This window comes from Stenotrophomonas sp. YJH_SMC_122, from assembly GCF_059369535.1.
This window is the reverse complement of sequence record NZ_JCAFST010000016.1, coordinates 24,982-51,336: the sequence shown is the minus strand read 5'-3', so window position 1 is coordinate 51,336 and position 26,355 is coordinate 24,982. Positions and strand designations below refer to the sequence as shown.

Below are 26,355 nucleotides of genomic sequence, written 5' to 3'. Positions count from 1 at the left end.
CGGTGGAGGGGGCGCCGCGCATCGCACAGGCACAGCCACTACGAGGCGTGGTGGTGGTCTGGGTCCGGGCTTTGCACTGAGCGTTGGTCATGGTGGTTGCGTCTGAAACCAGGTCCTGAAATGAAAAAACCCGCACCGGGGCGGGTGCGGGTTTTTGATGAGTTCCGGTGTGTCTGTTGCTTACACGCTGGCTCGTCCCGCACCTGTTGGCTGGGTAATAAGTACGAGCACAAGAATCGAACGCAGCGAGGCGGCGCCGGTGTCGGCGGCTTCAATGTGGGTTCGCAGTGGCGTGTTGTGATGCAACATGTGATCGAGAGAAACACAGCCGTTTTGGCGGTGTCAACCCTCACGACGGTTTTTTTATCGGTTTCCAGTGAATCCAGCGCAATCGCTTGCGGCACAAGGATGGTTGCCGTTGAAAGTGTTTCGGTGAACCCGAATTCACTCCTTTCAGGGCGGTTTTTGCGCGGAATCCAGTGGCTTTCTGCCTTGGTCCGCATCTACCCCAGGATCAACGTCCATGACCTCTGCCCGATACCGTAGGAAGGTCGCAGCGGCGAAGATCGCGGAACCACCTTCCACCGGAACCCGACCGTGTCCCGACGCCTTGCCCGCTCCCTGCTCGCCGCCGCCGTGCTGGCTGCCGTGCCTGCACTGTCCATCGCCGCCGACCGCATCACCGGCCACACCTTCGCCACCCGTTCGGAGGTGATCGCCCCGCATGCGATGGCGGCTACCTCGCAGCCGCTGGCCACCCAGATCGCGCTGGACGTGATGAAGGGCGGTGGCTCGGCGGTCGACGCGGCGATCGCGGCCAATGCCGCGCTCGGCCTGATGGAGCCGACCGGCAACGGCATCGGTGGCGACCTGTTCGCCATCGTCTGGGACCCAAAGACGCAGAAGCTCTACGGCTACAACGGCTCGGGCCGCTCGCCGAAGTCGCTCACCCTGGCCGAGTTCCAGCGTCGTGGCCTGAAGGACATCCCGGCCACCGGCCCGTTGCCGGTGTCGGTGCCCGGTGCGGTCGACGGCTGGTTCGCCCTGCACGACCGTTTCGGTCGCAAGCCGATGGCCGACAACCTGGCGCCGGCCATCCGTTACGCCCGCGAAGGGCACCCGGTGGCCGAGGTGATCGCCTACTACTGGGACCGCTCGGTGCCCAAGCTGTCGCAGTACCCGGGCTTCAAGGAGCAGTTCACGATCAACGGCCACGCCCCGCGCAAGGGCGAGATGTGGAAGAACCCGAACCTGGCCAGCACCCTGGAGAAGATCGCCGACGGCGGGCGCGACGCCTTCTACAAGGGCGAGATCGCCCGCACCATCGGTGACTACTTCAAGGCCAACGGCGGCTACCTGAGCTACCAGGACATGGCCGACCACCACGGTGAATGGGTCGAGCCGGTCAGCAGCAACTACCGTGGCTACGACGTCTGGGAGCTGCCACCCAACAGCCAGGGCATCGCTGCGCTGCAGATCCTCAACGTGCTGGAAGGCTACGATTTCTCGAAGATCCCGTTCGGCTCACCCGAGCACGTGCACCTGTTCGTCGAAGCGAAGAAGCTGGCCTTCGCCGACCGTGCGCGCTTCTACGCCGACATGGCATTCCAGCCGGCGCCGGTGCAGAAGCTGATCTCCAAGGAGTACGCCGCGCAGCGCCGTGCGCTGATCTCGATGGACAAGGCCCTGAAGGAAGTGCAGCCGGGCACACCGAAGCAACTGGAGGAAGGCGACACGATCTACATGACCGTGGCCGACGCCGACGGCATGATGGTGTCGTTGATCCAGTCCAATTACCGCGGCATGGGCAGCGGCATGGCGCCGCCGGGATTGGGCTTCATCCTGCAGGACCGCGGCGAGATGTTCGTGCTGCAGAAGAACCATCCCAACGGCTACGCACCGGGCAAGCGCCCGTTCCAGACCATCATCCCGGCCTTCATTACCAAGGGTGGCAAGCCGTATGCCAGCTTCGGCGTGATGGGCGGCGCGATGCAACCGCAGGGCCATGCGCAGATCGTGATGAACCTGGTGGACTTCGGCATGAACCTGCAGGAAGCCGGTGACGCACCGCGCATCCAGCATGAAGGCTCGACCGAGCCGACCGGGCAGGCCACGGCGATGACCGATGGTGGCGAAGTGAATCTGGAAACCGGCTTCCCATATGAAACAGTGCGTGCGCTGATGCGCAAGGGGCATCGCATCGTGTTCGCAGATGGGCCGTATGGCGGTTACCAGGCGATCATGCGCGATCCCGACACCGGGGTTTACTACGGTGCTTCGGAGAGCCGCAAGGACGGGCAGGCGGCGGGGTACTGAGGTTTCCCGGCCACCGGGCTGAGCCCCCTCTGCGGTGATGGCAGTGATACGGGGCTTAGCCGGGCGGGTGGATCGTCTGGGGGCCGCTGACGGGGGGCCAGATCACACGCCCCCAGCCAACCCACCCGCCTGGCCACGGACAGTTTCCGTGTCCGTCACCGCAGGAAAAGAAAAAAGAAGAGCAAGAGCAAAGGCAAAGGCAACAGCCGCGCGCTGTGTGTTGGGGTCGGATCCGTTTTCCGAAGGAAAACGGATCCGACCCCTTCTTGTTTTCCGATACACATCTTCCACGCAAAGCGTGGAAAACCAACCGTTACCGGGAAACTGTCGGGGGTGGGGCGGTGTGGGTGGGCAGGACCGTTGGCGCCATGGATGGCGCCATCGAGCCCCCATGGATGGGTTCACGGCGTGTCCTGCCCACCCACACCGCCCCACCCAACCAGCAGCAACCCAGAGCCGCCTTTGAATTTGACCTTGGCCCTTGCCTGAAAAAGCGGTGCAGCCGCAGGCTGCAAAACACCCTCAATCCTGATCGTGCGCGCGTGCGGCCTCGGCCTGCGTCTCCTCCTGCGCCGCCATCTCGCGTGCGATCCACGCATCGATCATGTGCCGCTGGCGCTGCGCCTGCCGCCGCTCGCGCGTGTATTCCTGGTCCAGCACCCGATACAGCGACACCATCACCAGCACCATCAACAGTGCGAATGGCAACGCCGCAATCGTGATCATGCCCTGCAGTGCATCCAGGCCGCCGGCCAGCAGCAACGCCGCTGCGATCAACGCCACCGCGATGCCCCAGGCCAGCTTGCGCTTCAACGGAGGATCGCCTGCTTCGTCAGTGGACATGCTGGCCAGAACCAGTACCGCCGAGTCGGCCGAGGTTACGAAGAAGATCATCAGCAGTACCAGTGCGACGCACGACAGCAGCAGCGGCAGCGGCATGCTGTCGAACAGCGTGAACAGCACCGTCTCGTAGCCATTGCCCAGCGCCTGCACCAGGTCGGCATGGCCGAAGATCTGCGCCCACAGCGCGGTGCCGCCGAATACCGCGAACCAGAAGAAGCCCAGCAGCGTCGGCGCGAGCACTACGCCGATCACGAACTCGCGCACGCTGCGGCCGCGCGAGATGCGTGCGATGAACGAGCCTACGAACGGTGCCCACGAGATCCACCAGGCCCAGTAGAAGATTGTCCAGTCCGCCACCCAGGTGCTGCCGGAGAAAGGTGACATGCGCAGGCTCATCGTCACCAGCTGGTTGAGGTAGGAGCCCAGCGTGGTGGTGAACGTATCGAAGATGAAGCCGGTCGGCCCCAGCACCAGCAGGATGGCTGCCAGCAGGGCAGCCAACGCCAGGTTGAAATTGGACAGCCACTTCACACCCCGCTCCACGCCACTGGCGGTGGACGCCATATACAGCACGAAGGCGACGGCAATGATGGTCATCTGCACTGGGACGGTAGCCTGCACGCCGAACACGCGCTCGATGCCGGCGGCGATCTGGATGGTGCCGAAGCCCAGCGTAGTCGCGACACCGATCGCGGTGGCGACCACTGCAGCGATGTTGACCACCCGACCGATCCAGCCGCGATGGTGGCGGCCGATGATCGGCTGCAGCATGTCGCTGACCAGGCCACGGCCGTTGCGGTTGAACTGGAACCAGGCCATTGCCAGCCCGATCAGCGCGTAGATGGCCCACGGGTGCAGGCCCCAGTGGAAGAATGCATAGCGCATCGAGGCGCGTGCCGCGTCCAGGCTTTGCGGAGCAAGCCCTTCCGGTGGCTTGCTGAAGTGCGAAATGGGCTCGGCGGCGCCCCAGAACACCAGGCCGATGCCCATGCCGGCGGCGAACAGCATCGACATCCAGCTGGCTCGCGAGAACTCCGGTTCGGCGTCTTCGCCGCCGATGCGCAGGTTGCCGAAGCGGCCGAAGGCCAGGTACATCAGGAATACCAGCGCCAGGAACACGACCAGCAGGTACAGCCAGCCGATGCCGCGGATGAGTTCACCGAGGATGCTCTGCACCACGGTATTGAAGGGGCCGGGTGCAATACCGGCAAGCAGCACCAGCAGCAGAACCAGTGCGATGGAAACGCGAAACACCATGAAGGAGCTTCTCCGATCAAGGGATTGAGGGGAGCGAGCAGAGCTTGCAGCGAAGGGCCGGCGGCATGCAGCGCGAACCGGGCAGGGGCCGCGTCGGCGGCGAAGGAAGCATCGGTCGCTGGAGCGCGACGGACGTGCACGTTACTGAACGCGACGTCATGGTTCTGTTAACGAATATCGATTGGGGGCAACTCCGGAGGCGGGCGGTCTATGCTCTAATGCACGCCAAGAAGCGGGGGTACCGCGGCCATGTGGCCGCGGTTGAGACAGTCCCTTGGAACCTGATCCGGCTCATACCGGCGTAGGGAAGCTTTGCAATGCAGCCATTCCCGGACTCCGCCCAAGGAGCGTCCGGGCACGGTCGCAGTGCGCCGCCGCTTCGTCCCTGACCTTCCTGGACGATGCCCGATGAACGCACAGCTCTCCGCCCTGCAGCAACAGGCCCAGCAACTCTCCGAATCCGTGACCCGGCCCATTCCCGGCTCGCGCAAGATCCACGTGCCCGGTTCGCGCCCGGATCTGCAGGTGCCGATGCGGGAGATCGCGTTGACCCGCACCCCGACGCTGTTCGGCGGCGAAGAGAATGCGCCGGTCACGGTCTACGACACGTCCGGCCCCTACACCGATCCGGGCGTGCGTATCGATCTGTCCGCCGGTCTGCCGGCACTGCGTCGCGGCTGGGTGGAGGAACGTGGCGATACCGAGCAGCTCGAAGGCCTGAGTTCGTCGTTCGGGCGTGATCGCGAGCACGACCCCAAGCTCGCTGCCGTGCGCTTCCCCGCACGCAGCCTGCCGCGCCGTGCACGGGCAGGCGCGAACGTCACCCAGATGCACTATGCGCGGCGCGGCATCATCACGCCGGAAATGGAATTCGTTGCCATCCGCGAGAACCAGCGGCTGGAAGCGATCCGCGATGCGGGCCTGCTGCAGCAGCACCCGGGCGAGGCGTTCGGCGCTTCGATCCAGAAGATCATCACCCCGGAGTTCGTGCGGGATGAAATCGCGCGCGGCCGCGCGGTGCTGCCCAACAACATCAACCATCCGGAAAGCGAGCCGATGATCATCGGCCGCAACTTCCTGACCAAGATCAATGCCAACATCGGCAACAGCGCCGTTTCCTCGGGAATCGCCGAGGAGGTAGAGAAACTGGTGTGGGCGATCCGCTGGGGCGGTGACACCGTGATGGACCTGTCCACCGGCAAGCACATCCATGAAACCCGCGAGTGGATCATCCGCAACTCGCCGGTGGCGATCGGTACGGTGCCGATCTACCAGGCGCTGGAGAAGGTTGACGGCCGTGCCGAAGCACTGACCTGGGAGATCTTCCGCGACACGCTGGTCGAGCAGGCCGAGCAGGGCGTGGACTACTTCACCATCCACGCCGGCGTGCTGCTGCGCTACGTGCCACTCACCGCCAAGCGGGTGACCGGCATCGTCAGCCGCGGGGGCTCGATCATGGCCAAGTGGTGCCTGGCGCACCACAAGGAGAATTTCCTGTACACGCATTTCGAAGAGATCTGCGAAATCATGAAGGCCTATGACGTGACCTTTTCGCTGGGTGACGGCCTGCGCCCGGGCTGCATCGCCGACGCCAACGACGCCGCGCAGTTCGGTGAGCTGGAAACACTGGGCGAGCTGACGAAGATCGCTTGGAAGCATGATGTGCAGACCATGATCGAGGGCCCCGGCCACGTGCCGATGCAGCTGATCAAGGAGAACATGGACAAGCAGCTGCGTGAGTGCGGCGAGGCGCCGTTCTATACGCTGGGGCCGTTGACCACCGATATCGCACCGGGCTACGACCACATCACCAGCGCGATCGGCGCGGCGATGATCGGGTGGTTCGGCACGGCCATGCTCTGTTACGTGACGCCGAAGGAGCATCTCGGCCTGCCCAATCGCCAGGACGTGCGCGACGGCATCATGGCTTATCGCATTGCCGCGCATGCAGCCGACCTGGCCAAGGGCCATCCGGGCGCGCAGGTTCGCGACAACGCGTTGAGCAAGGCGCGCTTCGAGTTCCGCTGGGAAGACCAGTTCCACCTTGGCCTGGATCCGGAGAAGGCCAAGGAGTTCCATGACGAGACGCTGCCGAAGGATGCGCACAAGCTGGCCCACTTCTGCTCGATGTGCGGCCCGCACTTCTGTTCGATGAAGATCACCCAGGATGTGCGTGACTACGCCGAGGCCGGCATGAAGGAGAAGTCGGAGGAGTTCCGCGCGGCTGGCGCAGAGGTCTACCACCAGGGATGACGAGTAGCCGGGTGCCGGCCGCTGGCCGGCAGCCGGTTGTGCGGGGGCGGGGAAGCGTGCTGGCCAGCGGCCGGCACCACCGCTCATCACGCCGCTCCCCGCTATGCTCCGCGCATCACCCTGGGGGAAGGACACCATGCCTGTTGCCATGACCACCCGTTGGCTGGCCATTGCCCGCCGTCATCCTTCGGCCTGGCTGCTGGGCGCCCAGTTGATCGCGGTGCTGCTGTACCCCGCGCTGGATGACACCGCTGCCGGCCGCGCGGCGCTGGGCGTGTTCGGCATGGCGGTACTGGGCCTGGCGCTGTGGGTGGTGCAGCGCAGCCCGCTGGGCACCTGGCTGGCACTGGTGCTGGCCATCCCGTCGGTGGTGTTTTCGCTGGCCGGTGCGCTGCTCGACCGCACCACGCTGCTGACCACCGCACAGTTGCTGGAAAGCCTGCTGTATTTCTATACGGCCGGCGCACTGATCGCCTACATGCTCCAGGACCACAAGGTCACCCGTGACGAGCTGTTCGCCGCCGGCGCGACATTCACCTTGCTTGCATGGGCATTCGCGTTCGCATTCTCGGTATGCCAGCAATGGTACCCGGGCAGCTTCCAGGGCACCGGCGGAGGCGCGCAGCGCAGTTGGATGGAGCTGCTTTATCTCAGCTTCAGCTTGCTCTCCGGCGTCGGTCTGAGTGACGTCGTGCCACTGCATCCGCAGGCACGCGCACTGGTGATGCTGGAGCAGTTTTCCGGCGTGATGTACGTGGCTTTGGTGGTTTCGCGGCTGGTCGGATTGACCATGTTGCGGCGCATGTGAAAATGAACGCCAGATAAAAATTTCGCGCCCGAAAGGGCGCGAATGATGTCGCAAATTATGTGAATGCGTCGGCGAGAGAGAGCCTGATGTCGACCACGCGATAGGCGAGGTAACTTGCATAGGCTAGTATTCGCGCGCTCAATTGTTTTTGCGGTATGCGCCGATGCTTTGTGCGGAGTCTGGCTTTTCGCTGTTCCCAGGACGGGGCGGTATCGAAGGCAAACACTGCCCGGGACCTGTCTCTACTGTGTAGCAGAAAATGAACAGCAGCGAAATCCAGCCCCCGGTATCCGATCGGATACGGATAGGAGAGTGCACCGTCACTCTGTCCTCGCGCGAAGTCGAGGTCGTCGGCGCGCGTCGCCCGCGCCGGCTGACGCCGAAGGCGCTGGGCGTGCTGCGCGTGCTGCTGCGGCAGCCGGGCCGCGTTGTCACCCGCGACGAGTTGTTCGCCGAGGTATGGCCGGACACGCTGCCGACCAACGATGTGCTGACCCAGGCCGTCACCCAGCTGCGCAAGGCGTTCAGCAACGACGACGACAACGGCCAGGCCTACATCGAAACCATCGCCAAGACCGGCTATCGGCTTCTGGTCCCGGTACAGGTGCTGGACGATGCCGAGCCCGTGGCCGCAGGCGTCCCTGACGACGAGGGCATGGCCGCACAGCCGGTGACCACTGCTGCGTTGCCTGCGCATCCACAGGCGGCGCGTCGCCGCTGGCGCCATATCCGTCGGCGCGTGCTGCTGGCGTTGGGCGTGTTGATGCTGGCCACGCTGCTGGTGCTGACCACGCTGCTGCTGCGTCGTGCACCGGCCGGCAGTTCGCCGGTGGAGGCTGCCGTGGAGAACGGTACGCGGGTGATCGGCAGCCCGCAGCGGCCGTATCGGTTGATCACCGCGACCAGCGGCTTTGAAACCTATCCCACGCTGTCACCGGACGGTTCTCTGGTGGCCTATGAGGGCGCCAACGAGGATGGCAACGGCGGTGGCGCGATCAAGCTGCAGACCTCCGGCAACGCGCCGGCGCGCCAGTTGCTGGCGCCACCGGCCGGTGCCGTCGATCGCTTCCCGAACTGGTCGCCGGATGGTCGCGAAATCGCCTTCGCGCGGTTCTACGCCGACGGCGGCTGCCAGGTACTGATCGCCAGCGCCACCGGTGGCGCACTGCGCCAGGCCACACGCTGCGATGGCACGGAGCTGCTCAGTTTCGACTGGACGCCAGACGGGCGTGGCCTGGTGTTCGGCAGCATGGTCGGTCGCTACGCGCACCGTGGCATCCGTGTGCTGGACCTGGCCAGTGGCCAGTGGCGCGCGCTGGCCTACAGCGTCGATGAGGATGACTTCGACTACGCACCGCGGTATTCGCCCGATGGGCAATGGCTGGTGTTCGTGCGCAACCCGCAGCTGGGTGATCTGTGGCGGGTGCCGGCCGCGGGCGGTACGCCCGAGCAGTTGACCGATGAAGCGGCAGAGCTGCGCGGCTGGGCCTGGCTGGACGATGGCCGCACCATCGTCTTCGGTCGTCGTGTCGACAGCGAGGCGCGGCTCTATTACCTGGATGTCGAGCGGCACACGTTGCGCGATGCCGGCCTGGATGATGCGCAGTGGCCAGCAGTGTCGCGACGCGGTGGCATGCTGGCTTTCGTCCACCGGCGCGCGCAGTTCGGCGTGTTCAAGGTGCCGATGCAGGGCAGCGGCACGCCCGAGCGCCTGTTCGCCTCCAGTGGCCGCGATGGACAACCGATGGCAGCGCCTGATGGCCGCCAGCTGGTCTTCACCTCCGATCGTTCCGGCAGCTTCGCCCTGTGGTGGGCGGACATGCAGCGGCCGGATTCGCTGCGTCCCATCGAAGGGCTGCGGCCGGAGGCGCGGCAGGCACCGGACTGGTCGGCCGACAGCCGGCAATTGCTCGTGGTTGGCCGCGATGCGCATGGGCGCACGGTGGTCTATGAAATCGCGCCACGCGATGAACGCCTGCAACCCTTGCCGGTTCCGGCCGAACAGCCGTTGCAGGCACTGTATGGCGCCTCGCCGCAGCAGCTGTTTGTGGTCGAGCGCGATGCCGACCAGCGCACGCGGTTGAGCCTGTTCGATCGCAGCGTCCAGCCCTGGCGCCGCTTGGCCAGCATCGATGGGGTGTCGCAGGCGCGCTTCGACCGGAGCAGTGGCCGCGTGTTGTTCACCCGCTTGGCCGCCGGAGGCCTGTGGTCGGCGGATGCCGCGCTGTCTCCGGCCAGTGTGCAGCAGATCAGCGATGACCGGCCCAGCCGCTGGCGATACCGGGCCTGGACCGTGGCCGGCAACAGCGGCATCGGCTACCTCGGTACCTCGACCACGTGTGGCACCACCTTCGTGCGCATCCAGCCCGGCCGCGAGGAGCCGGAACGCTGCCTGGACGCCGAACGGCTCAGCGCCGGCAACGGGCTCAGTGCCAGCGCCGACGGAAAGGACCTGTTCGTGGCGATGGCGGTCAGCGATGGCGCTGACATCGGCGTGATGCGGTTGCCCGAGCGCCCGCCTGCACTGTTCCCCGCATTCTCCAAGTTGTTGTTGTTCAAGGGAAATGGGCCTTCGTAATTTCTTCGTCGGGATCTCGTTGCGAATTCGTGGCGATCTCGTCGGACCTTCCTGACGCAGTGCCGCCTGATTTGGCAAAACGGAGTCCTGTACTAGGCAAATCCGTGGTGCCCCCATGCGTCAACTCTCGCTGGCCGATCGCGGCCAAACTGTTTCCCTGGACCGGTCGCTCGACGACGTCGCACCGACCTGCCTGGGCGTGGCCCGGCTGGGTAGCCTGCAGACCGCCGGCTCCAGCTTCACTGTCTGGATGCAGGTGCGTGGCAGCTCGTGGGTCGAGGCCAAGGAAGGGCGCTTCCGCTTGCGCCAGGGCGAGTGGATCGCCTTCGAGAAGGAATCGCGGCCGCTGGTGCAGGCCGGTCGCAACGGGTTGTGCGTCGGCCTGAACCTGAACATCGAAGCGCTTCGCGTGCTGACCGAGATGGCCGACTGCGGCCTGTATGCAGGTCGTGGCCGGATGAACCGCACTGATGCCCGCGTGGCGCTGCGCCTGTGGCGCGATGCGCTGGCCAGCGGCCAGCCGGCGCAGACCCTGCGCCCGCTGCTGCTGCACCTCGCGGGCCTGCAGCGCGGCCTGGCCGACAACGTGCAGCGCTGCCCGGGCCGCTCGCGCAGCCGCAAGCGCCAGGTGTTCGGCCGCATGCAGCGCGCGCGCCTCTATCTGGAAGGCAACAGCCACCGGGTGGTGCGCATCGGCGAACTGGCCGAGCTGACCAACTTCTCCAGCTGGTACCTGTCCAAGACCTTCCAGAGCCTGTACGAGGAAAGCCCGCAGTCGCTTTCGGCACGACTGCGCCTCGAACGCGCCGCTGATCTGCTGCGCGACACCGACATGATGGTGGGCGAGGTCGCTGCCGCCAGCGGTTTCGACAACTGCTGCAGCTTCGCGCGTGCGTTCCGCGCCCGCTACGGCCAGTCCGCATCGCGCTTCAGGGAGAACGGCGGCTTGCTCCCGCCACAATCCGCAAAGTCTCCGGTTGGTTCGCGCAAATACAGCGCTGCAACGCAATCGTAACGTGCTGGGGTGTTTTAACACGCTGCTAACACGTACCTTGGAGAGATAGATGAACGTTCGTAATCCCGCAGTGCGGTTCGGCCTGCTGCCGGCCGGCATTGCGCTGGCGCTGGCGCCGGCCTTTGCTTCCGCCCAGGAAGCAAAGGGCACCACCGACCTGGACCGCATTTCGGTCACCGGCTCGCGCATCCGCGGCGCTTCGGTGGAGACCCAGCAGCCGATCCTGACGATGACCCGCGAATCCCTGGAAAAGCAGGGCTTCTCGAGCGTCGCCGACGTGCTGAACAACCTGACCTCGGCCGGTTCCCCGGCCATTTCGCGTTCGGAGTCGCTGGCTTCGGGCGAGAACGTGGGCGGCTACTACGTCGACATCCGCAACCTGGGCGCCCAGCGCACCCTGGTGCTGATGAACGGCAAGCGCCTGGGCGCGACCACCGCCGGCTACCAGGATCTGAGCCAGATCCCGATGTCGGCCGTTGAACGCATCGAAATCCTGAAGGACGGCGCCTCGTCGATCTACGGTTCCGACGCCATCGCCGGCGTGGTCAACGTGATCACCCGCAAGAACTTCGACGGCGGCGAAGCCAACGTCTACGTCGGCCAGTACGGCAAGGGCGACGGCGACACCGAAACCTATTCGATGACCCTCGGTGCCCGCGGCGAGCGCGGCAGCCTGACCCTGTCGGCCGAGTACTCGAAGCAGGACCCGGTGTGGGCCAAGGACCGCTGGTACAGCCGTGACGGCTCGCTGGGTCCGAACTCGACCTCGGCCACCTGGAGCCCGATCAGCCAGAACGGCAGCTGGTGCAACCCGACCCAGGTCGACTGCGGCGACTCCAAGCAGGCTGTCTGGAAGACCCTGAACGCCGGCGGCAACCCGAAGAACCCGAATGACTACCACGTCATCACGGCAGACGAATTCGCCAACTCCAACGAGCAGATGACCCTGCTGACCGGTGTGAAGCGCAAGTCGGTCTACATCAACGGTACCTACGACTTCACCGATTCGATCAGCCTGAACACCGACGTGCTCTACAACGAGCGCCAGACGTTCCAGCAGATCGCCGGCTATCCGTTCCAGTCCAACTCCTTCGGCACCCCGCTGGAAGGCTCGAGCGCCTTCAACCCGGTCGGCCAGGACGTCAGCTTCCGTCGTCGCCTGTGGGAAGTGCCGCGTACCACTGACAGCCAGCTGAAGACCCTGCGCTTCGCTCCGACCCTGACCGGCTTCTTCGAGCTGGGCGGCAAGACCTTCGACTGGGATGTCGGCGCGCTGTGGAACCGCAACGAGTCGATCAAGAGCAACCGCGGCGACATGAGCCTGATCGCTGCAGGCCAGGCCCTGGGCCCGTCGTTCATCGACGCCGGCGGCATTGCCCGCTGCGGCACCTCGGCCAAGCCGATCCTGGGCGACTGCCGCCCGTGGAACCCGCTGCTGCCGTACGGCGTTGATGGCCAGGGTTCGCTGGCGAACCAGGAGCTGCAGGACTTCCTGTTCCCGACCTTCACCACCCGCGGCGTCACCAAGACCACCAGCTTCACCGCCAACCTGTCCGGTTCCATCGTGACCCTGCCGGCCGGCGACCTGGGCTTCGCGCTGGGTGTCGAGCACCGCAAGGAAGAAGGCAATTACGTGCCGGACGCCTTCGCGCAGTCGGGCCAGTCCACCGGCCTGGGCCAGAAGCCGACCCGCGGCCAGTACGATCTGAACGAGGTCTACCTCGAGCTGAACGTACCGCTGCTGGCCGACATGGCCTTCGCCAAGGAACTGACCCTGAACGTTGCCAGCCGTTACTCGGACTACAGCAACTTCGGTGGCACCACCAACAGCAAGTTCGGCCTGACCTGGCGTCCGCTGGATGAACTGCTGGTCCGCGGCACCTACGCCGAGGGCTTCCGCGCTCCGACCATCAGCGACCTGTACGGTGGCCTGAGCTCGAGCTTCGAGTCGTACATCGATCCGTGCGGCGTGAACGCCCCGGGCAGCGTTGCCGGCAATGCCGCGTGCACCGCCGCTGGCGCTCCGGCCAACTACGTGCAGCTGGGCCAGGGCAACCTGCCGTGCTCGACCCTGCCGTGCCAGTCGGGTGACCAGTTCGTCTCGGGTGCCAACCCGAACCTGAAGCCGGAAACCTCCAAGAGCACCACTTTCGGCCTGGTGTGGAGCCCGCGCTGGGTGCAGGGCCTGGACGTCTCGCTGGATTGGTACAAGTACGAAATCAGCGACATGATCATCGCTGACAGCGTCGACCGCATCCTGCGTGACTGCTACGTGCTGGGCAACTCCGAGCGTTGCTCGAGCGTGACCCGTGCGGCTGACGGCCACGTCAGTGCGATCACCTACGGCACCGCCAATCTCGGCAAGATGGAAACCGAAGGTTACGACCTGGGCATCAAGTACCGCCTGCCGGAACTGGCGATCGGTCAGTTCAGCATCGACTGGACCACCAGCTACACCGCCAAGTACGACGAGCAGGGCCAGAACAGCGCGGGTGACAACATCATGATCGGCCGCGTCGGCGAGCCGGGCCTGTTCCGCGTGCGTTCGAACCTGGGTGTCAACTGGCAGTACGGCGATTTCGGTGTGAACTACACCGCACGCTACTACTCCGGCATGAAGGAAAGCTGCATCTCGCTGGCTGACGGCTGGTGCGATGCGCCGAACCACATGGCCAATGGCGAGACCGATCCGCTGCGTCACACCGGCTCCAACACCTTCCACGACCTGCAGGTCAGCTGGAAGGCGCCGTGGGATGCGACGATCGCCCTGGGTGCGAACAACGTGTTCGACCACAAGGGTCCGCTGCAGTACTCGGCTCCGAACTCGGCGTTCGCCTATTACGGCGGCTTCGATGTGGGTCGTTTCCTGTACATGAAGTACACCCAGCGCTTCTGATCCATCGAAGTGCGGTAGCAACACGGGGAGGGCGGGCCGCAAGGTCCGCCCTCTTTTTTGTAGGGGAATTCCGGAAACTGTTGGAAGGTGAGCGCAGTCACGGTCCTGTCGTGTCGCAATCGACACAGTCAGGAGGTCCAATACCGGACGCTTGCATCTGGAGAGGGATATGAAGGACACGTTGCTGCGCCAGGCATCAGCCGCTGTACTGATCTATGCGACGCTGGTAGGCGCGGTGTTCGCGCAGGGCCTCGGGGTCTGTGGTGGCGGGCTTTATTGCGAAGCGTTCCGCCAGCAGTGCCTGGCCAGTGGCAAGTCACCGGTCATCTGCGAGTCGCAGTACCGGCGTTGCGTGCAGGATGCCTGCGGTACCCGCTGACATGGAAAGGGCGCACCGTGTGGGTGCGCCCTCTGTCGTCCGGACAACATCCAGCACGCTCAGGCGTCGCTGGGCACCAGTCCCATCAGTGCATTGGCGTGCTCGCGCCATTGCGGCAGTTTGTTCAGCACGCCTGCACGCTGCAGGTAGTCCTCGTCCACCGGATCGCCATTGACCAGCGCCAGGGCCACGTGCACCGCGCCGGTCACCCAGAAGCTGCGGGTGTTGGCGCGCTGCGGCTGCAGGTGGAAGGCCACCGCTTCGATGATCGGCATCGGCAGGCCCCACAGGCCCAGCAGGTAGGCGCCGGCCTCGGCATGGCCTGGGCGGGTATCGCCGGCCAGCGCGGGCTCGCTGCGCTCGTTGCGCACGCCGGGCAGCAGCAGGCCGATGTCGGCCAGCAGTGCGGCGGTCGCCCCCAGTTCGGCGCTGGACTCGGGCAGCAGGCGTGCGGCCAGCCGGGAGGCGAGCAGGGCGCGCTGCTGCAGTGAGTTGCGCTCGGCAGCCGACAGCGTCGGCGCGGAGAACACTTCGCTGGCCAGCACCAGGTCACGCAGCGTGGCCAGGCCCAGCCGGGTGACCGCGGTGCGCAGGTCGGCAATTGTGCGGCCCTGGCTGAAGAAAGCCGAGTTCGACAGCTGCAGCACTTTGGCCGCGATGGCCGGATCGGCGGCGACCAGCTTGGCCACATCGGCACTGTCGGTATCGTCGTCATGTTCCAGGGCCTGGGTCAGGCTCAGGTACAGGTGCGGTGGCGATGGCAGTTTCTCGATACGGCCGATGGCATCGCGCAGGCGCGGGCTGTCCAGCACTTCGCGCAGTTCTTCCAGGCTGGTCAATGCCTCCAGCAGCACTTCCGGCGCCAGCGGCAGCGGCAGGAAGCGGTGGGCGACACCGATCAGGCGCGCCGGCGGCGGGCGGTTGCCATGGTGTGCATCGACCAGCGCGATGCGGATGGTTTCCGGGCGCAGTGTCCGGATCTGGCCCAGCAGCGTGGTGGCATTGAGATCGGGCAACTGCGGGCAGACGATCACCGCGTCCACGCCCTGCGTGGCCACCGCGGTCATCGCGGTCTGGCCATCGGCGGCGGTCAGCGGCTGCCAGTCTTCCCCAAGATCGGCAATGAATTCGGTCAGCTCGGCCGGCAGGCTGGCTGCATCCCCAACAAGCAGAATACGCACGACACATTCCCCTGGCTGTCTCGACGATGGATGTCGATGACGTGTGAAGTGACGCAATTTACCTAATACGGCAGCAAGAGTGATGTGCCGTCGTCATGAAACGTGACCCGCATCGCTCCGGCAGGGTATCGCCGGAGCGATGCGGTTCAGGCTCAGGCCTTGCTGTCGAGATGGCGCTGGTGCGCCTCGATCAGGATCTGCTTGGCCTCAGCGGCGCCACCCCAACCGTCCAGCTTGACCCACTTGCCCTTCTCCAGGTCCTTGTAATGCTCGAAGAAGTGGCCAATGCGCTCCAGCCAGTGGCTCGAAACCTGGGCGATGTCTTCGACGTGGGCGTAGCCGCTGAAGATCTTCGAGACCGGCACGGCCAGGATCTTCTCGTCGCTGCCTGCCTCATCGCTCATCTTCAGCACGCCGACCGGACGGCAGCGCACGACCGAGCCCGGCACCAGCGGCAGCGGCAGCACCACCAGCACGTCGGCCGGATCGCCGTCGCCACACAGGGTGCTCGGCACGTAGCCGTAGTTGCACGGATAGCGCATCGGGGTGGACAGGATGCGGTCGACGAAGATCGCGCCGGTTTCCTTGTCCACTTCGTACTTCACCGGTTCCGAGTCCTTCGGGATCTCGATGATGACGTTGATTTCTTCCGGCGGGTTCTTGCCGGGCGAGACGAGTTCCAGGCCCATGGTGTGCTCCAGGTGGGGATATAGACGGATAGCTCACCATTTTATGCCTTTGCCGGGCGCTGTGCAGGGTAGGGCTGGACCGACCTGCGCGCCCGCCCCTGGCGGAGCGAATGGGGCGGGGTTTCCCGATGGGTTCCACCCGGTCCCCCCGGCAGGCTGGACGTCCTTGCCAAGGAGACTTGCCATGAACTGGAACCGCTTGGGCTGTTGCGCCTTGTTGCTGCTGGCGCCGTTGCCTGCGCTTGCGCGCGGGGCGCATGTCAACCTGATCGACTATCCCTCCGACGAGGCCGGATGGGACCGGGCCTTTGCGCTGGAGGACGCGGTGGCCGGCGAATTCGCCGCATGGTGTGCCGACACCTTGTGTGAAGGTGATTACAGCAACTACCGGGTGATGGAGTTCCGCTGCGCCGTGCTTGCCCACCGCGGCACCGTGCAGCGCTGCGTCCTGGTGGTGGCGGCCAGCGAGCTGGAAGTGCATCCCGATACGGGCCAGGTGCGGGTCGACAACGGCAGCTGGGTCTGCCCGGTCGAATTTCAGCCCGGCGTGCCCGTCGAGGCGTTCTATGCCTCACTGGAAGCGCCGGGCGGCCTGACCGCGCCTTTGCCCGGGCTTGACCACGGCATCTTCGATGGGTTGCCTGAATGCCTGCGCACGCAGGGGAGGGTGGGCTGATGGGGAGCTTCTACAAATGCTGGCTGTTGTGTGGCGTGCTGTCTGTCAGCCTGCCGTGCGCCGGTGTCGCGCAGGCCGCGCCTGCGTTCGTCGATGCGCGGGATTACTCCGGCCCGGGGGGCGGCCACGAGCGTTTCCTTGCTGCCGAGCGGCAACTGGTGCGTGGCTTCGATGAGGTGTGTGGCGATACCTTCTGCGAGGGGCAGTACATCAATCTGTGGGCCATGCGCCTGCGCTGTTCCGTGGAACAGGTCGCGGGGGTGGTTGTCCAGTGTGTATGGACCTTCGCCGGCAGCGACACCAGGGTAAAGCCCAGCGGCCTGATCAAGGTCAACCGCGGACGCTATGCCTGCGTGCTGCCGCTGGCAGCCGGGACACGCCTGGAAACCCTGCTGCAGGTGTGGGAAACGGGTGACGGATTCGATGCGTTGCACGCGCCGCTGCCCGGCACGACAGCCAATACCTACGACGCACTGGTTGATTGCCTGTAGTCGGGGTGTTGATAGTAATGTGACTTATTCGCATTAACGGAGTAGCATGCGCGGCGCCTCCGTCTGTCGTCCCGGCTCCGCGCATGTCCTCCAATGCCGCCACGCTCACCGAACTGCTGATCCGCGAGCGGCCAGCGCTGCTGCGCCGGGTGCAGCGCATCCTCGGGGGTGACAGCGGCGCCGAGGACGTGATCCAGGCGGTCTGGTTCAAGGCCCGTGGGGTCGATGACAGCCAGGCGATCGACAATCCGCGGGCCTATCTGTATCGGCTGGCCGCCAACCTTGCCACTGACCACGGCCGCGAATCGAGCCGCCGCAACCGGCTGCTGGCCGACCACTACCTGTGGGGGGCCGACGAGGTGATCTCCACCGAGGAGCAGGCCATGGCACAGGATGAGCTGCAGCGGGTGCTCGATGCGGCGGGTCACCTGCCGGAGCCGACCCGCACCATCTTCCGGCTCAACCGCCTGCAGGGCCTCACCCAGGCCGAGATCGCACGCCGCCTGGGGGTGTCGGTGACCACCGTCGAGAATCATGTGCGCTCCGCGCTGCAGCGCCTGGCCTGGGCGCGCAGTGGCCGATGATCACGCCGGCTTGGGGTTGGCGCGCGCACAGACGTCTTGATCATTGACCGTGGATGCGGTCCAGTTCCCCCGCGCTTGAATGCGCCTGTCCGCCAGCCGATGCGCCCGCCGAACATGCTGCCCGCCGCCAATGACGATAACCTGGCCGAACAGGCCCGGGACTGGATCGCGTGGCTGGCCTCGGGTGACATCAGCGATGTACGCATGCAGGCGTTCGAGCACTGGCTGCAACAGCCGGGGCACCGCAGGGCCTTCGAGCACGAGCGCGCGCTGTGGCGCAGTGTCGGGCCGCGCCCGCAGGCCGGGTCCAGCGGACGGCGTCGGCCGCATCGACTGCGCTGGGCGATGGCAGCGGCGGCAATGCTGGCAATGCTGGTTGCATGGCCGGAGGCGTGGCTGCGCCTGCAGTCCGATCATCGCAGCACGCATCAGGTGCAGCACGTACGGCTGCCCGATGGCAGTCGCGCGGTGCTGGATGCGGACAGTGCGATTGCCGTGCGCTTCAATGCGAACGCCCGCGAGGTCGAGCTGCTGCGCGGGCGCGCCTGGTTCGAGGTCAGCCCGGATGCACAGCGGCGTTTCAGCGTGCGCGCCGGCAATGGCCTGATCGAGGACATCTCCACCGCGTTCACCGTCGCGCGTGGCGACGACGGGGTGGAAACCCAGGTGGGGCAGGGCAGGGTGCGCGTGGCCAGCCCGGCCGACGGTGGCTGGACCTACCTGCAGCAGGGGCAGCGTGCCGTCTACACTGAACATGGCGGAGTCATGCGACGGGCTGACGTGACCGCCGACAGCGTCGGCGCCTGGCGCCAGGGCGAGCTGCTGCTGGAGCAGGTCCCCGTTGCCGATGCGGTGCAGTGGGTCGGGCGCTATCGCGCGGGGCCGACCTTCGTGCGCGGCGATCTGTCACGTCTTCCTGCAGTGAGTGCTGCGTTGCGCATCGACCGCCCGGAACAGGCGCTGGACGCGCTGGCGGCAACGGCGGGTCTTCAGGTTACTCGTCTTCCCTTCGGCGTCGCCATCGTGCAGTAGCTCCACGCCACGCGTGGATGAGCGTCTCTGTGCCGACCAACGGTCGGCAACCACCGCGCACCGTCGGCATCCCCCGCGACCGCAAATCGCTCTTGGGGTTGTCGCGCGCCCAGCCGTCTTACCCGGCGAACGTACCCGCCGTCGCCACGTACGTCGCCGTGTCCGCCCGTGTTGCGGATGACGCCGCGTTCGCGGCACCGATTACCTGACAGGTTCCTCCATGTTCGACTCCCACCGCTCGGGCCACGTACTGCGCCCGTCCCGTCTGTGCATTGCGTTGCTTGCCGCCGGGCTGGCCAGCACGACGCCACCCGCACTGGCGCAGAGCGCCCGCAGCGACCACGCGGCCGTACTGCGCTTCGATATTCCTGCACAACCGCTGGATGAGGCGCTGCGCAGCTACATGCGCCAATCCGGCGTGCAGGTGGTGTACCCCGCATCGCTGGCACACGGCGTAACCTCCCACGCGGTCAGCGGCAGCCTGTCGGCCGACCAGGCGTTGCAGCACCTGCTGCAGGGCAGCGGCGTGGCGGTGCGCCGGGTCAGCGCCGATGCGGTCACTCTGGAGTCAGCAACGCCGGTGCAGGCCGACAGCGGTGTGATCGTCACCGGCACGCTGCGTGTGGCCGGCGACCGCGTCGACAGCGGTGCGAACAACGATGAAGCGCGCCTGCTCGACAGCTACCGCAGCGTGGGTTCGACCACCACGCTCGACCGCGCGCATCTGGAGCGCTTCCGCGGCACCTCCAACGGTGACATCGTCAAGGGTGTGGCCGGTGTCACCGCCGGTGATCCGCGCGTCGGCAATGGCTTCGACGTCAACATCCGTGGCATCCAGGGCCAGAGCCGCGTACCGGTGATCATCGACGGTGGCCAGTCCAGCATGGACACCTACCGCGGCTATGCGGGCCAGTCACAGCGCACCTACCTCGACCCCGACCTGATCTCCAGCCTGACCATCACCAAGGGCCCGAGCCTGCAGGCCAACGCCTCCGGTGGCATCGGCGGTATGGTAGAGATGGAGACGCTGAAGATCGGTGACGTGCTGCGCGAGGGGCGCGACTTCGGGGCGCGCGTGCGCGGTGGCCTGGCCAATGGCAGTGCCAACAACCTGCCGTCCTACAGTGCGACACCGCGCACCGATCGCAGCGCCACCGGCAGCCAGTTCTTCAACGTGGCCGGTGCCGGTCACTGGGACCGCTTCGATCTGGTCGCCGCCTACGCTTACCGGGACAACGGCAACTACTTCTCGGGCCGGCATGGCTACGATGATTTCCCGCAGACCCGTCGCACGCTGGCGCCGCTGAATCCGCCGCGCAGCGAAGTGTTCAACACCTCCTCGCGCTCGAAGTCGGCGCTGCTCAAGGGCACCTGGCGCATCGACGACGCGCAGACGCTGGAGGCCGGTTACCGCCGTTACGAAGGCACCGCCGGCGAGATCATGGCCTCGCAGATCATCCGGGTGGATCGTGACCGCATCCCGCAGTGGGATCCGGGCCACGTCGACATGGACAGCTACAGCCTGCGCTACCGCTTCAACCCGGACAGTGAGCGGGTTGACCTGCGCATCAATGCCGCCTACACCGACACCGACAGCGTGATGTACAACAGCCTGACCGGCATCACCCCGTGGTACTTCGATCGCCGCACCGAGTGGTACGACGCGCCCAGCTTCAGTGGCGATCCCGGCTACAAGGATGCCTACCGGAACCCGCTGCGGCAGAAGCGCTTCAACCTGGATGCCAGCAACACCTCGACGTTCGACACACGCGCCGGTGCGTTCACGCTCGACTACGGCCTGTCCTACAGCGACGAAGACATCGCCCCGGGCAGCTCGGGGCCGATCAAGCACGACGACCTGGTCAACAACCGCTTCCTGCGCAACGCCGAGCGCAAGGAATACAGTGCCGTGGCCTCGCTGAAGTGGCAGCCCGACGAACACTGGGAACTGCTGGCCGGTGGCCGCTGGAACCGGGTGGAGGTGCACGACCGCAACCGCCTGGCGACGCCTGATACGTATGAGGTGCAGGGCCAGTACCGCTACACCGAGCTGCTCAACGGCAACCCGGCACTGCCGTCGTGGCGTGCAAAGCGCATTGCGCTGCTGAACTGGTATCCGGATGCCAATGGCAATTTTACCCAGGAATCGCTGCTGGCCTCGCCGTACAAGAAGGGCACGGTGGGCGACATCGGTGGGTGGAACTTCTATGACGCCGGCAAGCCGCAGGATCTGGAAGTGCCGGTCAGCTGGACCTGGTCGCAGCCGATCCGCCGCCGCGACTCCGCGTTCTCGCCGACCGCCAGCGTGGCCTACCGCTTCAGCGAAGACACCCTGGTCTACGTGAAGTATGCCGAAGGCACCAAGCTGCCGAGCCTGTTCGAGACCACGCTGGGCCTGTTCACCGCCGCCAAGCCGGTGGGTGAGCTGAAGCCGGAGCGCGCGCGCAGCTGGGAAATCGGCGCCAGCACCCTCCGCTACAACCTGTTCACTGCCGGCGACCGCCTGGCGCTGAAGCTGGCGTATTTCGACACCCGCATCGACGACCTGATCACCCGTGACTACCGCACGCTGTCGGCCGGTCTGATCCGCAACGTCGACCAGTTCAAGGTCTCCGGCATGGAGTTCCAGTCCAGCTATGACAGCGGCAAGGTCTTCGCCGACCTGTCCGCGCACTACTACTTCAAAGCCAAGACCTGCGCGCCGGACATCGCCGCCGAGCGCCGGGCCTATGGCGCACAGCGCAGGAACGATGAGCTGGCCCACACGCCTAACTGCGTGGACGGCGGCTTCGAGGGGTCGTACACCAACACCCAGAACCCGCCGCGCTACATGGTCAACCTGACCCTGGGCTCGCGCCTGTTCGACGAGCGCCTGACCTTCGGCACCCGCGTGGTCCACAACGCCGGCCCGATCAGCACGCTGGACAAGGACTGGAACGTGGGCCTGTCGGCGATCCAGCAGCTGTACCGGCCAACCACGCTGGTGGATCTGTTCGCCAGCTGGCGCTTCAACGACCAGCTGTCGGTCGACGCCGGCGTCGACAACCTGACCGACCGCTACTATCTGGATCCGCTCGCCCTGGGTGTGATGCCGGCCCCGGGCCGCACCGCACGGCTGGCCTTGACCTGGAAGTACTGATCGGCGGGGTCGGATCCCTTTCCTGCGGAAAGGGCTCTGACCCAGGGTGAGGCGACGGTAGCGCCGGGCCTTGCCCAGCGCCTTCCGCCAGGCACTTAAAGCCCGGTCGCCGCCTTCACCGCATCTTCGTGCAGCGACTCGTTCAGCTCGTCCACCACGGTGGTCCATGCCGCATCAGCCTGCAGCGACTCGGACAGGAACTGGCGCTGGGCATCGTTCCAGTACGGCGCTTCGAACACTTCAACGTCGGTGGCCAGCTGGTGCTCGCGGATGAAGCGGGCGATGCCCTCGGCGCTGGCGTCCAGGCCCAGCTGCAGGAACAGGTTGGTCATGCGCGGTTCGGTGGTGATCATCATCGGTTCCGGGTGGAAGAAGGGGATGGCCCATTATCGGCGCACATGGGCTTGGGGAAACCCCTGCGGCGGACGTCTACAGCAGGACGACCCTCCTGGCATTCCCCCATGAACGCACACATCGCTCCCGAAGACAGCCGCAGCCTGCGGCTCAAGGCCGCCACACGCGACAGCCACGGTGCGCTGGACAAGCGCATCATGGCCGGTGACATCTTCGCCGACCGCAGCAACTTCGCCCGTTTCCTGCGCGTGCAGTATCGCTTCCACCGCAGCATCGATGCGCTGTATGCCAACCCTGCCCTGGACGCATTGCTGCCCGATCTCGGAGGGCGCCGGCGCCTGACACAGGTCGCACGCGACCTGCAGGACCTGGAGCAGACCCTGCCTGGCGCGGACATCGACGCGCTGCCCTCGGACCTCGCGCTGCCCACTGCGTTGGGTTGGCTGTACGTGGCTGAAGGTTCCAATCTCGGCGGCACCATTCTGTACAAGATGGCGGCCACGCTCGGCCTGCACCGTGATTTCGGCGCTCGCCACCTGGCCGCCCATCCCGATGGCGCAGCGCGCCACTGGCGCGAGTTCACCGCTGTGCTGGACGCGGTGCCGCTGAGTGGCGAGCAGGAGCAGCAGGTGATCGATGCGGCCGACGCCGCGTTCCGCAGCGTGCACGGCCATGTCGAAGTGGAATTCGCCTGATGCCCGGCGCGCGCCCACAGGTGCAGCGCTGATGCGCTGGCTCTGGTTCGCGCTGGGCTGGGCGATGGTCGGCCTCGGCGTGATCGGCGCGTTGCTGCCGGTGATGCCGACCACCATCTTCCTGATCCTTGCGGTGGGCTGCTTCGCACGCAGCTCGCCGACGTTCGAGCAGCGCCTGCTGGCGCATCCACGCTACGGCCCGTCGCTGCGGCTGTGGCGCGAGCAGGGTGCCGTGTCGGGCAAGGGCAAGGCGTTTGCCAGTGCAGGCATGGCGGTGGGCTTTGCCCTGTTCTGCTGGGGCGCGCATCCGTCGTGGCGCCTGTTGCTCGGCGTGGGCCTGTTCTTTGCCGCCAGCGCCGGTTACGTGCTCAGCCGGCCGGCACCGCGACTGGAGCCCAATCCGGTCGTGGAAGTGGACGACGCCAACGATCCTCGCGCGGCCCGCCGCCGCACCGCATCCCCCGATACCGCTGGAACCCGAGACGATGCTGCCTGCTGACCGGGCCCCTGTGGCCGCTCCCGCACTGACCCCGTGCGGCATGTACCTGGCCGCCGACGTGGTGGTGAAAACCGTGATGATCGCGCTGGCAGTGGCATCGCCGGCCACCTGGACCGTACTGCTGGCCAGGGGCTGGGAGGTGGCGCGGCAGGCCCGGCAGCTGCGTGCCGCACGCACGCTGTTGCTGCAGGCACCCAGCCGCCCCGGCGAGAACGCTGACGCCAGCGTGCAGGAGGGCATCGCACGGGCGATGCTGGATGCAATCCGTACCGAACTGCACCTGTCGCAGGATCTGGTGGGGCGAGCAACCGAAGGCGCCGGTGCAGCCGCAGGGTGACCTGTCACCGCCGCGTGCGCCGGAGCCGACGCCTCCGCCGGACACCGCTGACGCCCCGGTCCCGGCGCCGCCGCCCGAGGTGGCCGGCGACCCCGTGGACGTGATGGTGCCGGTGTCGGTGTCGGTGTCGTTCTTCCTGCGCGGGCGGTGATCGCCAGCGGGGTGGGATCCCTTTCCGCAGGAAAGGGATCCCACCCGGTCAAGCCTGCCATCCACGCGTCGCGTGGCTCTACAGCAGCGGCACCAGCAGCAGCGCCACGATGTTGATGATCTTGATCAGCGGGTTGATCGCCGGGCCGGCGGTGTCCTTGTACGGGTCACCAACGGTATCGCCGGTCACCGCGGCCTTGTGCGCTTCGCTGCCCTTGCCACCGAAGTGGCCATCCTCGATGTACTTCTTGGCGTTGTCCCAGGCGCCGCCGCCTGTGGTCATCGAAATGGCCACGAACAGGCCGGTGACGATCGTGCCGATCAGCAGGCCGCCCAGTGCGCGCGGCCCCAGCAGCAGGCCGACCACCACCGGCACGGCGACCGGCAACAGCGAGGGCACGATCATTTCGCGGATCGCCGAGCGGGTCAGCATGTCCACCGCCTTGTCGTACTGCGGCTTGCCGGTGCCCTGCATGATGCCGGGGATCTCGCGGAACTGGCGGCGCACTTCTTCCACCACTGCACCTGCCGCGCGGCCGACCGCTTCCATCGCCATCGCACCGAACAGGTAGGGAATCAGGCCGCCGATCAACAGGCCGATGATCACCGTGTGGTCGCTGAGATCGAAGCGGAACTCCTGGCCGGGATGGGCTGCCTGCAGGTTGTGGGTGTAGTCGGCGAACAGCACCAGTGCCGCCAGTGCCGCCGAGCCGATCGCATAGCCCTTGGTCACGGCCTTGGTGGTGTTGCCCACCGCGTCCAGCGGATCGGTGATGTCGCGGATCTCCGAAGGCAGCTCGGCCATTTCGGCGATGCCACCGGCGTTGTCGGTGATCGGGCCGTAGGCATCGAGGGCGACGATCATGCCGGCCATCGACAGCATGGCGGTCGCGGCGATGGCGATGCCGTACAGGCCGCCCAGTGCGAACGCACCCCAGATCGCCGCACACACCGCCACCACCGGCAGCGCGGTGGATTTCATCGAGATGCCGAGTCCGGCGATGATGTTGGTGCCGTGGCCGGTGGTCGAGGCCTGTGCTACGTGTTGCACCGGCTTGTACTGGGTGCCGGTGTAGTACTCGGTGATCCACACGATCAGGCCGGTCAGGACCAGGCCGATCAGCGCGCAGCCATACAGCGCCATCGGTCCATGCACGTTGTCGGACATCAGTCCGGTGGTGATCGGGTAGAAGGCGATGGCGGCCAGCACGCCGGAAACGATCACGCCCTTGTACAGCGCACCCATGATCGAGCCGCCTGGCTTCACCTTGACGAACAGCGCGCCGATGATCGAAGCGATGATCGACACGCCGCCCAGTACCAGCGGATACAGCACGGCATTGGCACCGGCTTCGGCCAGCATCAGGCTGCCCAGCAGCATGGTGGCGATGACGGTGACTGCATAGGTTTCAAAGAGGTCGGCCGCCATGCCGGCGCAGTCGCCGACGTTGTCACCGACGTTGTCGGCGATCACCGCCGGGTTGCGCGGATCGTCTTCGGGAATGCCGGCTTCGACCTTGCCGACCAGATCGGCGCCGACGTCGGCGCCCTTGGTGAAGATGCCGCCCCCCAGCCGCGCGAAAATCGAGATCAGCGAGGAGCCGAAGGCCAGGCCGACCAGCGCGTGCAGCGCCTGTTCCATCGGCAGGCCCATCTGCAACAGCAGTGCGTAGTAGCCGGCCACGCCCAGCAGGCCCAGCCCGACCACCAGCATGCCGGTGATCGCGCCGCCGCGGAAGGCGACGTCCATCGCCGCGCTGATGCCGTTGCGCGCCGCCTCTGCGGTACGCACGTTGGCGCGTACCGACACGTTCATGCCGATGTAGCCGGCGGCGCCGGACAGCACCGCGCCGACTGCAAAACCAATCGCGGTGTACCAGCTGAGGAAGATGCCGACCAGCACGAACAGCACCACGCCGGCGATGCCGATGGTCAGGTACTGGCGGTTGAGATAGGCACGCGCACCTTCCTGGATCGCGGTGGCGATCGCGATCATGCGCGCATTGCCGGTGGGTTGGCGCAGGATCCAGCGCGCCGAGACGATTCCGAACAGGATCGCGAGAATGGCGCAGCCCAGCGCCAATGACAGCCCGTGACGTTCCAGCATTAGACCCCTCCGCAGAATGGATGTAGGCATCCAGTGGCGATGAACGGCACCACGAGGGGGACGACGGGCTGCAGCC

20 protein-coding genes, 1 pseudogene and 1 riboswitch are annotated in these 26,355 nt (G+C 66.1%); of the genes and pseudogenes, 16 read left to right on the top strand and 5 right to left on the bottom strand.

The genetic code is table 11. The features are described 5' to 3' along the window. Positions 1-597: 597 nt before the first annotated feature. The gene (gene ggt, locus AC5P66_RS18195; protein ID WP_495216536.1) at positions 598-2,316 is read left to right on the top strand and encodes a gamma-glutamyltransferase; all 1,719 of its coding nucleotides are present in this window, start codon (positions 598-600) and stop codon (positions 2,314-2,316) included. Between the two features lie 522 nt (positions 2,317-2,838). Here the strand turns inward: ggt and AC5P66_RS18190 are convergent. After that, entirely contained in the window at positions 2,839-4,416 is a 1,578-nt protein-coding gene (locus AC5P66_RS18190; RefSeq protein ID WP_100478731.1) for a BCCT family transporter, read from the bottom strand. Positions 4,417-4,640: 224 nt separating this feature from the next. Beyond that, positions 4,641-4,742: riboswitch (TPP riboswitch) on the top strand. An 82-nt stretch (positions 4,743-4,824) separates the two neighbouring features. Here AC5P66_RS18190 and thiC point away from each other — a divergent pair. The 6 genes from thiC to AC5P66_RS18160 all read left to right on the top strand — a co-directional run bounded on the left by thiC (position 4,825) and on the right by AC5P66_RS18160 (position 14,345). After that, entirely contained in the window at positions 4,825-6,669 is a 1,845-nt protein-coding gene (thiC, locus tag AC5P66_RS18185) for a phosphomethylpyrimidine synthase ThiC (RefSeq protein ID WP_049413306.1), read from the top strand. A gap of 136 nt (positions 6,670-6,805) precedes the next feature. Beyond that, complete coding sequence (locus AC5P66_RS18180) at positions 6,806-7,477, top strand: ion channel (protein ID WP_049439493.1); 672 nt, start codon at positions 6,806-6,808, stop codon at positions 7,475-7,477. A gap of 259 nt (positions 7,478-7,736) precedes the next feature. Further along, complete coding sequence (locus AC5P66_RS18175) at positions 7,737-10,055, top strand: winged helix-turn-helix domain-containing protein (protein ID WP_049413302.1); 2,319 nt, start codon at positions 7,737-7,739, stop codon at positions 10,053-10,055. Between the two features lie 115 nt (positions 10,056-10,170). Continuing rightward, the gene (locus AC5P66_RS18170) at positions 10,171-11,070 is read left to right on the top strand and encodes a helix-turn-helix transcriptional regulator (RefSeq protein WP_049435641.1); all 900 of its coding nucleotides are present in this window, start codon (positions 10,171-10,173) and stop codon (positions 11,068-11,070) included. 49 nt (positions 11,071-11,119) lie between these two features. Further along, positions 11,120-13,966, top strand: coding sequence for a TonB-dependent receptor (locus AC5P66_RS18165; RefSeq protein ID WP_049413682.1), 2,847 nt, complete (start codon positions 11,120-11,122; stop codon positions 13,964-13,966). 169 nt (positions 13,967-14,135) lie between these two features. Beyond that, complete coding sequence (locus AC5P66_RS18160) at positions 14,136-14,345, top strand: hypothetical protein (RefSeq protein ID WP_049413684.1); 210 nt, start codon at positions 14,136-14,138, stop codon at positions 14,343-14,345. A gap of 59 nt (positions 14,346-14,404) precedes the next feature. Here AC5P66_RS18160 and AC5P66_RS18155 read toward each other — a convergent pair whose 3' ends face one another. Both AC5P66_RS18155 and ppa read right to left on the bottom strand, forming a co-directional pair. After that, the gene (locus tag AC5P66_RS18155) at positions 14,405-15,526 is read right to left on the bottom strand and encodes an HDOD domain-containing protein (RefSeq protein WP_049413685.1); all 1,122 of its coding nucleotides are present in this window, start codon (positions 15,524-15,526) and stop codon (positions 14,405-14,407) included. 152 nt (positions 15,527-15,678) lie between these two features. Further along, positions 15,679-16,215 (bottom strand): inorganic diphosphatase, encoded by a 537-nt coding sequence (gene ppa, locus AC5P66_RS18150; protein WP_005410935.1) that lies wholly within the window; start codon positions 16,213-16,215, stop codon positions 15,679-15,681. 184 nt (positions 16,216-16,399) lie between these two features. Here ppa and AC5P66_RS18145 point away from each other — a divergent pair, with 184 nt between their 5' ends. From AC5P66_RS18145 to AC5P66_RS18125, 5 genes are all read left to right on the top strand, one after another. Beyond that, positions 16,400-16,891 (top strand): hypothetical protein, encoded by a 492-nt coding sequence (locus AC5P66_RS18145; RefSeq protein ID WP_049413686.1) that lies wholly within the window; start codon positions 16,400-16,402, stop codon positions 16,889-16,891. Beyond that, positions 16,891-17,382, top strand: coding sequence for a hypothetical protein (locus AC5P66_RS18140; RefSeq protein WP_049413687.1), 492 nt, complete (start codon positions 16,891-16,893; stop codon positions 17,380-17,382). Before AC5P66_RS18145 ends, AC5P66_RS18140 begins: the two co-directional genes overlap by 1 nt. An 83-nt stretch (positions 17,383-17,465) precedes the next feature. Continuing rightward, positions 17,466-17,966 (top strand): RNA polymerase sigma factor, encoded by a 501-nt coding sequence (locus AC5P66_RS18135; protein ID WP_049413688.1) that lies wholly within the window; start codon positions 17,466-17,468, stop codon positions 17,964-17,966. Positions 17,967-18,065: 99 nt separating this feature from the next. Continuing rightward, complete coding sequence (locus AC5P66_RS18130; protein WP_099591120.1) at positions 18,066-18,998, top strand: FecR family protein; 933 nt, start codon at positions 18,066-18,068, stop codon at positions 18,996-18,998. 220 nt (positions 18,999-19,218) lie between these two features. Continuing rightward, positions 19,219-22,137: a TonB-dependent receptor gene (locus AC5P66_RS18125; RefSeq protein ID WP_495216535.1), complete on the top strand. Its 2,919-nt coding sequence runs from the start codon at positions 19,219-19,221 to the stop codon at positions 22,135-22,137. Between the two features lie 95 nt (positions 22,138-22,232). On the opposite strand, the gene AC5P66_RS18120 is transcribed toward AC5P66_RS18125, so the two are convergent. Further along, positions 22,233-22,490 (bottom strand): DUF2789 domain-containing protein, encoded by a 258-nt coding sequence (locus tag AC5P66_RS18120; protein WP_049413695.1) that lies wholly within the window; start codon positions 22,488-22,490, stop codon positions 22,233-22,235. A 108-nt stretch (positions 22,491-22,598) separates the two neighbouring features. Between AC5P66_RS18120 and AC5P66_RS18115 the strand changes: the two genes are divergently transcribed. From AC5P66_RS18115 to AC5P66_RS18100, 4 genes and pseudogenes are all read left to right on the top strand, one after another. After that, the gene (locus AC5P66_RS18115) at positions 22,599-23,186 is read left to right on the top strand and encodes a biliverdin-producing heme oxygenase (protein ID WP_099495429.1); all 588 of its coding nucleotides are present in this window, start codon (positions 22,599-22,601) and stop codon (positions 23,184-23,186) included. Between the two features lie 31 nt (positions 23,187-23,217). Continuing rightward, positions 23,218-23,685 (top strand): YbaN family protein, encoded by a 468-nt coding sequence (locus tag AC5P66_RS18110; protein WP_049413699.1) that lies wholly within the window; start codon positions 23,218-23,220, stop codon positions 23,683-23,685. Continuing rightward, a pseudogene (locus AC5P66_RS18105) lies at positions 23,672-23,989 on the top strand (tonB-system energizer ExbB); the annotation flags it as partial. The gene AC5P66_RS18110 and the pseudogene AC5P66_RS18105, both read left to right, overlap by 14 nt. Positions 23,990-24,005: 16 nt before the next feature. Then, entirely contained in the window at positions 24,006-24,173 is a 168-nt protein-coding gene (locus AC5P66_RS18100) for a hypothetical protein (protein ID WP_241896209.1), read from the top strand. Positions 24,174-24,251: 78 nt separating this feature from the next. On the opposite strand, the gene AC5P66_RS18095 is transcribed toward AC5P66_RS18100, so the two are convergent. Further along, positions 24,252-26,279 carry a sodium-translocating pyrophosphatase gene (locus AC5P66_RS18095; RefSeq protein ID WP_049438803.1) on the bottom strand — a complete coding sequence of 676 codons (2,028 nt, stop codon included), beginning with the start codon at positions 26,277-26,279 and terminating at the stop codon, positions 24,252-24,254. Positions 26,280-26,355 lie beyond the last annotated feature (76 nt).

Excerpts from the sequence above, each read along its gene's own strand:
- AC5P66_RS18190 (WP_100478731.1), bottom strand. The coding sequence starts at position 4,416 with ATGGTGTTTCGCGTTTCCATCGCACTGGTTCTGCTGCTGGTGCTGCTT.
- thiC (WP_049413306.1), top strand. The coding sequence starts at position 4,825 with ATGAACGCACAGCTCTCCGCCCTGCAGCAACAGGCCCAGCAACTCTCC.
- AC5P66_RS18180 (WP_049439493.1), top strand. The coding sequence starts at position 6,806 with ATGCCTGTTGCCATGACCACCCGTTGGCTGGCCATTGCCCGCCGTCAT.
- AC5P66_RS18175 (WP_049413302.1), top strand. The coding sequence starts at position 7,737 with ATGAACAGCAGCGAAATCCAGCCCCCGGTATCCGATCGGATACGGATA.
- AC5P66_RS18170 (WP_049435641.1), top strand. The coding sequence starts at position 10,171 with ATGCGTCAACTCTCGCTGGCCGATCGCGGCCAAACTGTTTCCCTGGAC.
- AC5P66_RS18165 (WP_049413682.1), top strand. The coding sequence starts at position 11,120 with ATGAACGTTCGTAATCCCGCAGTGCGGTTCGGCCTGCTGCCGGCCGGC.
- AC5P66_RS18160 (WP_049413684.1), top strand. The coding sequence starts at position 14,136 with ATGAAGGACACGTTGCTGCGCCAGGCATCAGCCGCTGTACTGATCTAT.
- ppa (WP_005410935.1), bottom strand. The coding sequence starts at position 16,215 with ATGGGCCTGGAACTCGTCTCGCCCGGCAAGAACCCGCCGGAAGAAATC.
- AC5P66_RS18145 (WP_049413686.1), top strand. The coding sequence starts at position 16,400 with ATGAACTGGAACCGCTTGGGCTGTTGCGCCTTGTTGCTGCTGGCGCCG.
- AC5P66_RS18140 (WP_049413687.1), top strand. The coding sequence starts at position 16,891 with ATGGGGAGCTTCTACAAATGCTGGCTGTTGTGTGGCGTGCTGTCTGTC.
- AC5P66_RS18135 (WP_049413688.1), top strand. The coding sequence starts at position 17,466 with ATGTCCTCCAATGCCGCCACGCTCACCGAACTGCTGATCCGCGAGCGG.
- AC5P66_RS18130 (WP_099591120.1), top strand. The coding sequence starts at position 18,066 with ATGCGCCCGCCGAACATGCTGCCCGCCGCCAATGACGATAACCTGGCC.
- AC5P66_RS18125 (WP_495216535.1), top strand. The coding sequence starts at position 19,219 with ATGTTCGACTCCCACCGCTCGGGCCACGTACTGCGCCCGTCCCGTCTG.
- AC5P66_RS18120 (WP_049413695.1), bottom strand. The coding sequence starts at position 22,490 with ATGATCACCACCGAACCGCGCATGACCAACCTGTTCCTGCAGCTGGGC.
- AC5P66_RS18115 (WP_099495429.1), top strand. The coding sequence starts at position 22,599 with ATGAACGCACACATCGCTCCCGAAGACAGCCGCAGCCTGCGGCTCAAG.
- AC5P66_RS18110 (WP_049413699.1), top strand. The coding sequence starts at position 23,218 with ATGCGCTGGCTCTGGTTCGCGCTGGGCTGGGCGATGGTCGGCCTCGGC.
- AC5P66_RS18095 (WP_049438803.1), bottom strand. The coding sequence starts at position 26,279 with ATGCTGGAACGTCACGGGCTGTCATTGGCGCTGGGCTGCGCCATTCTC.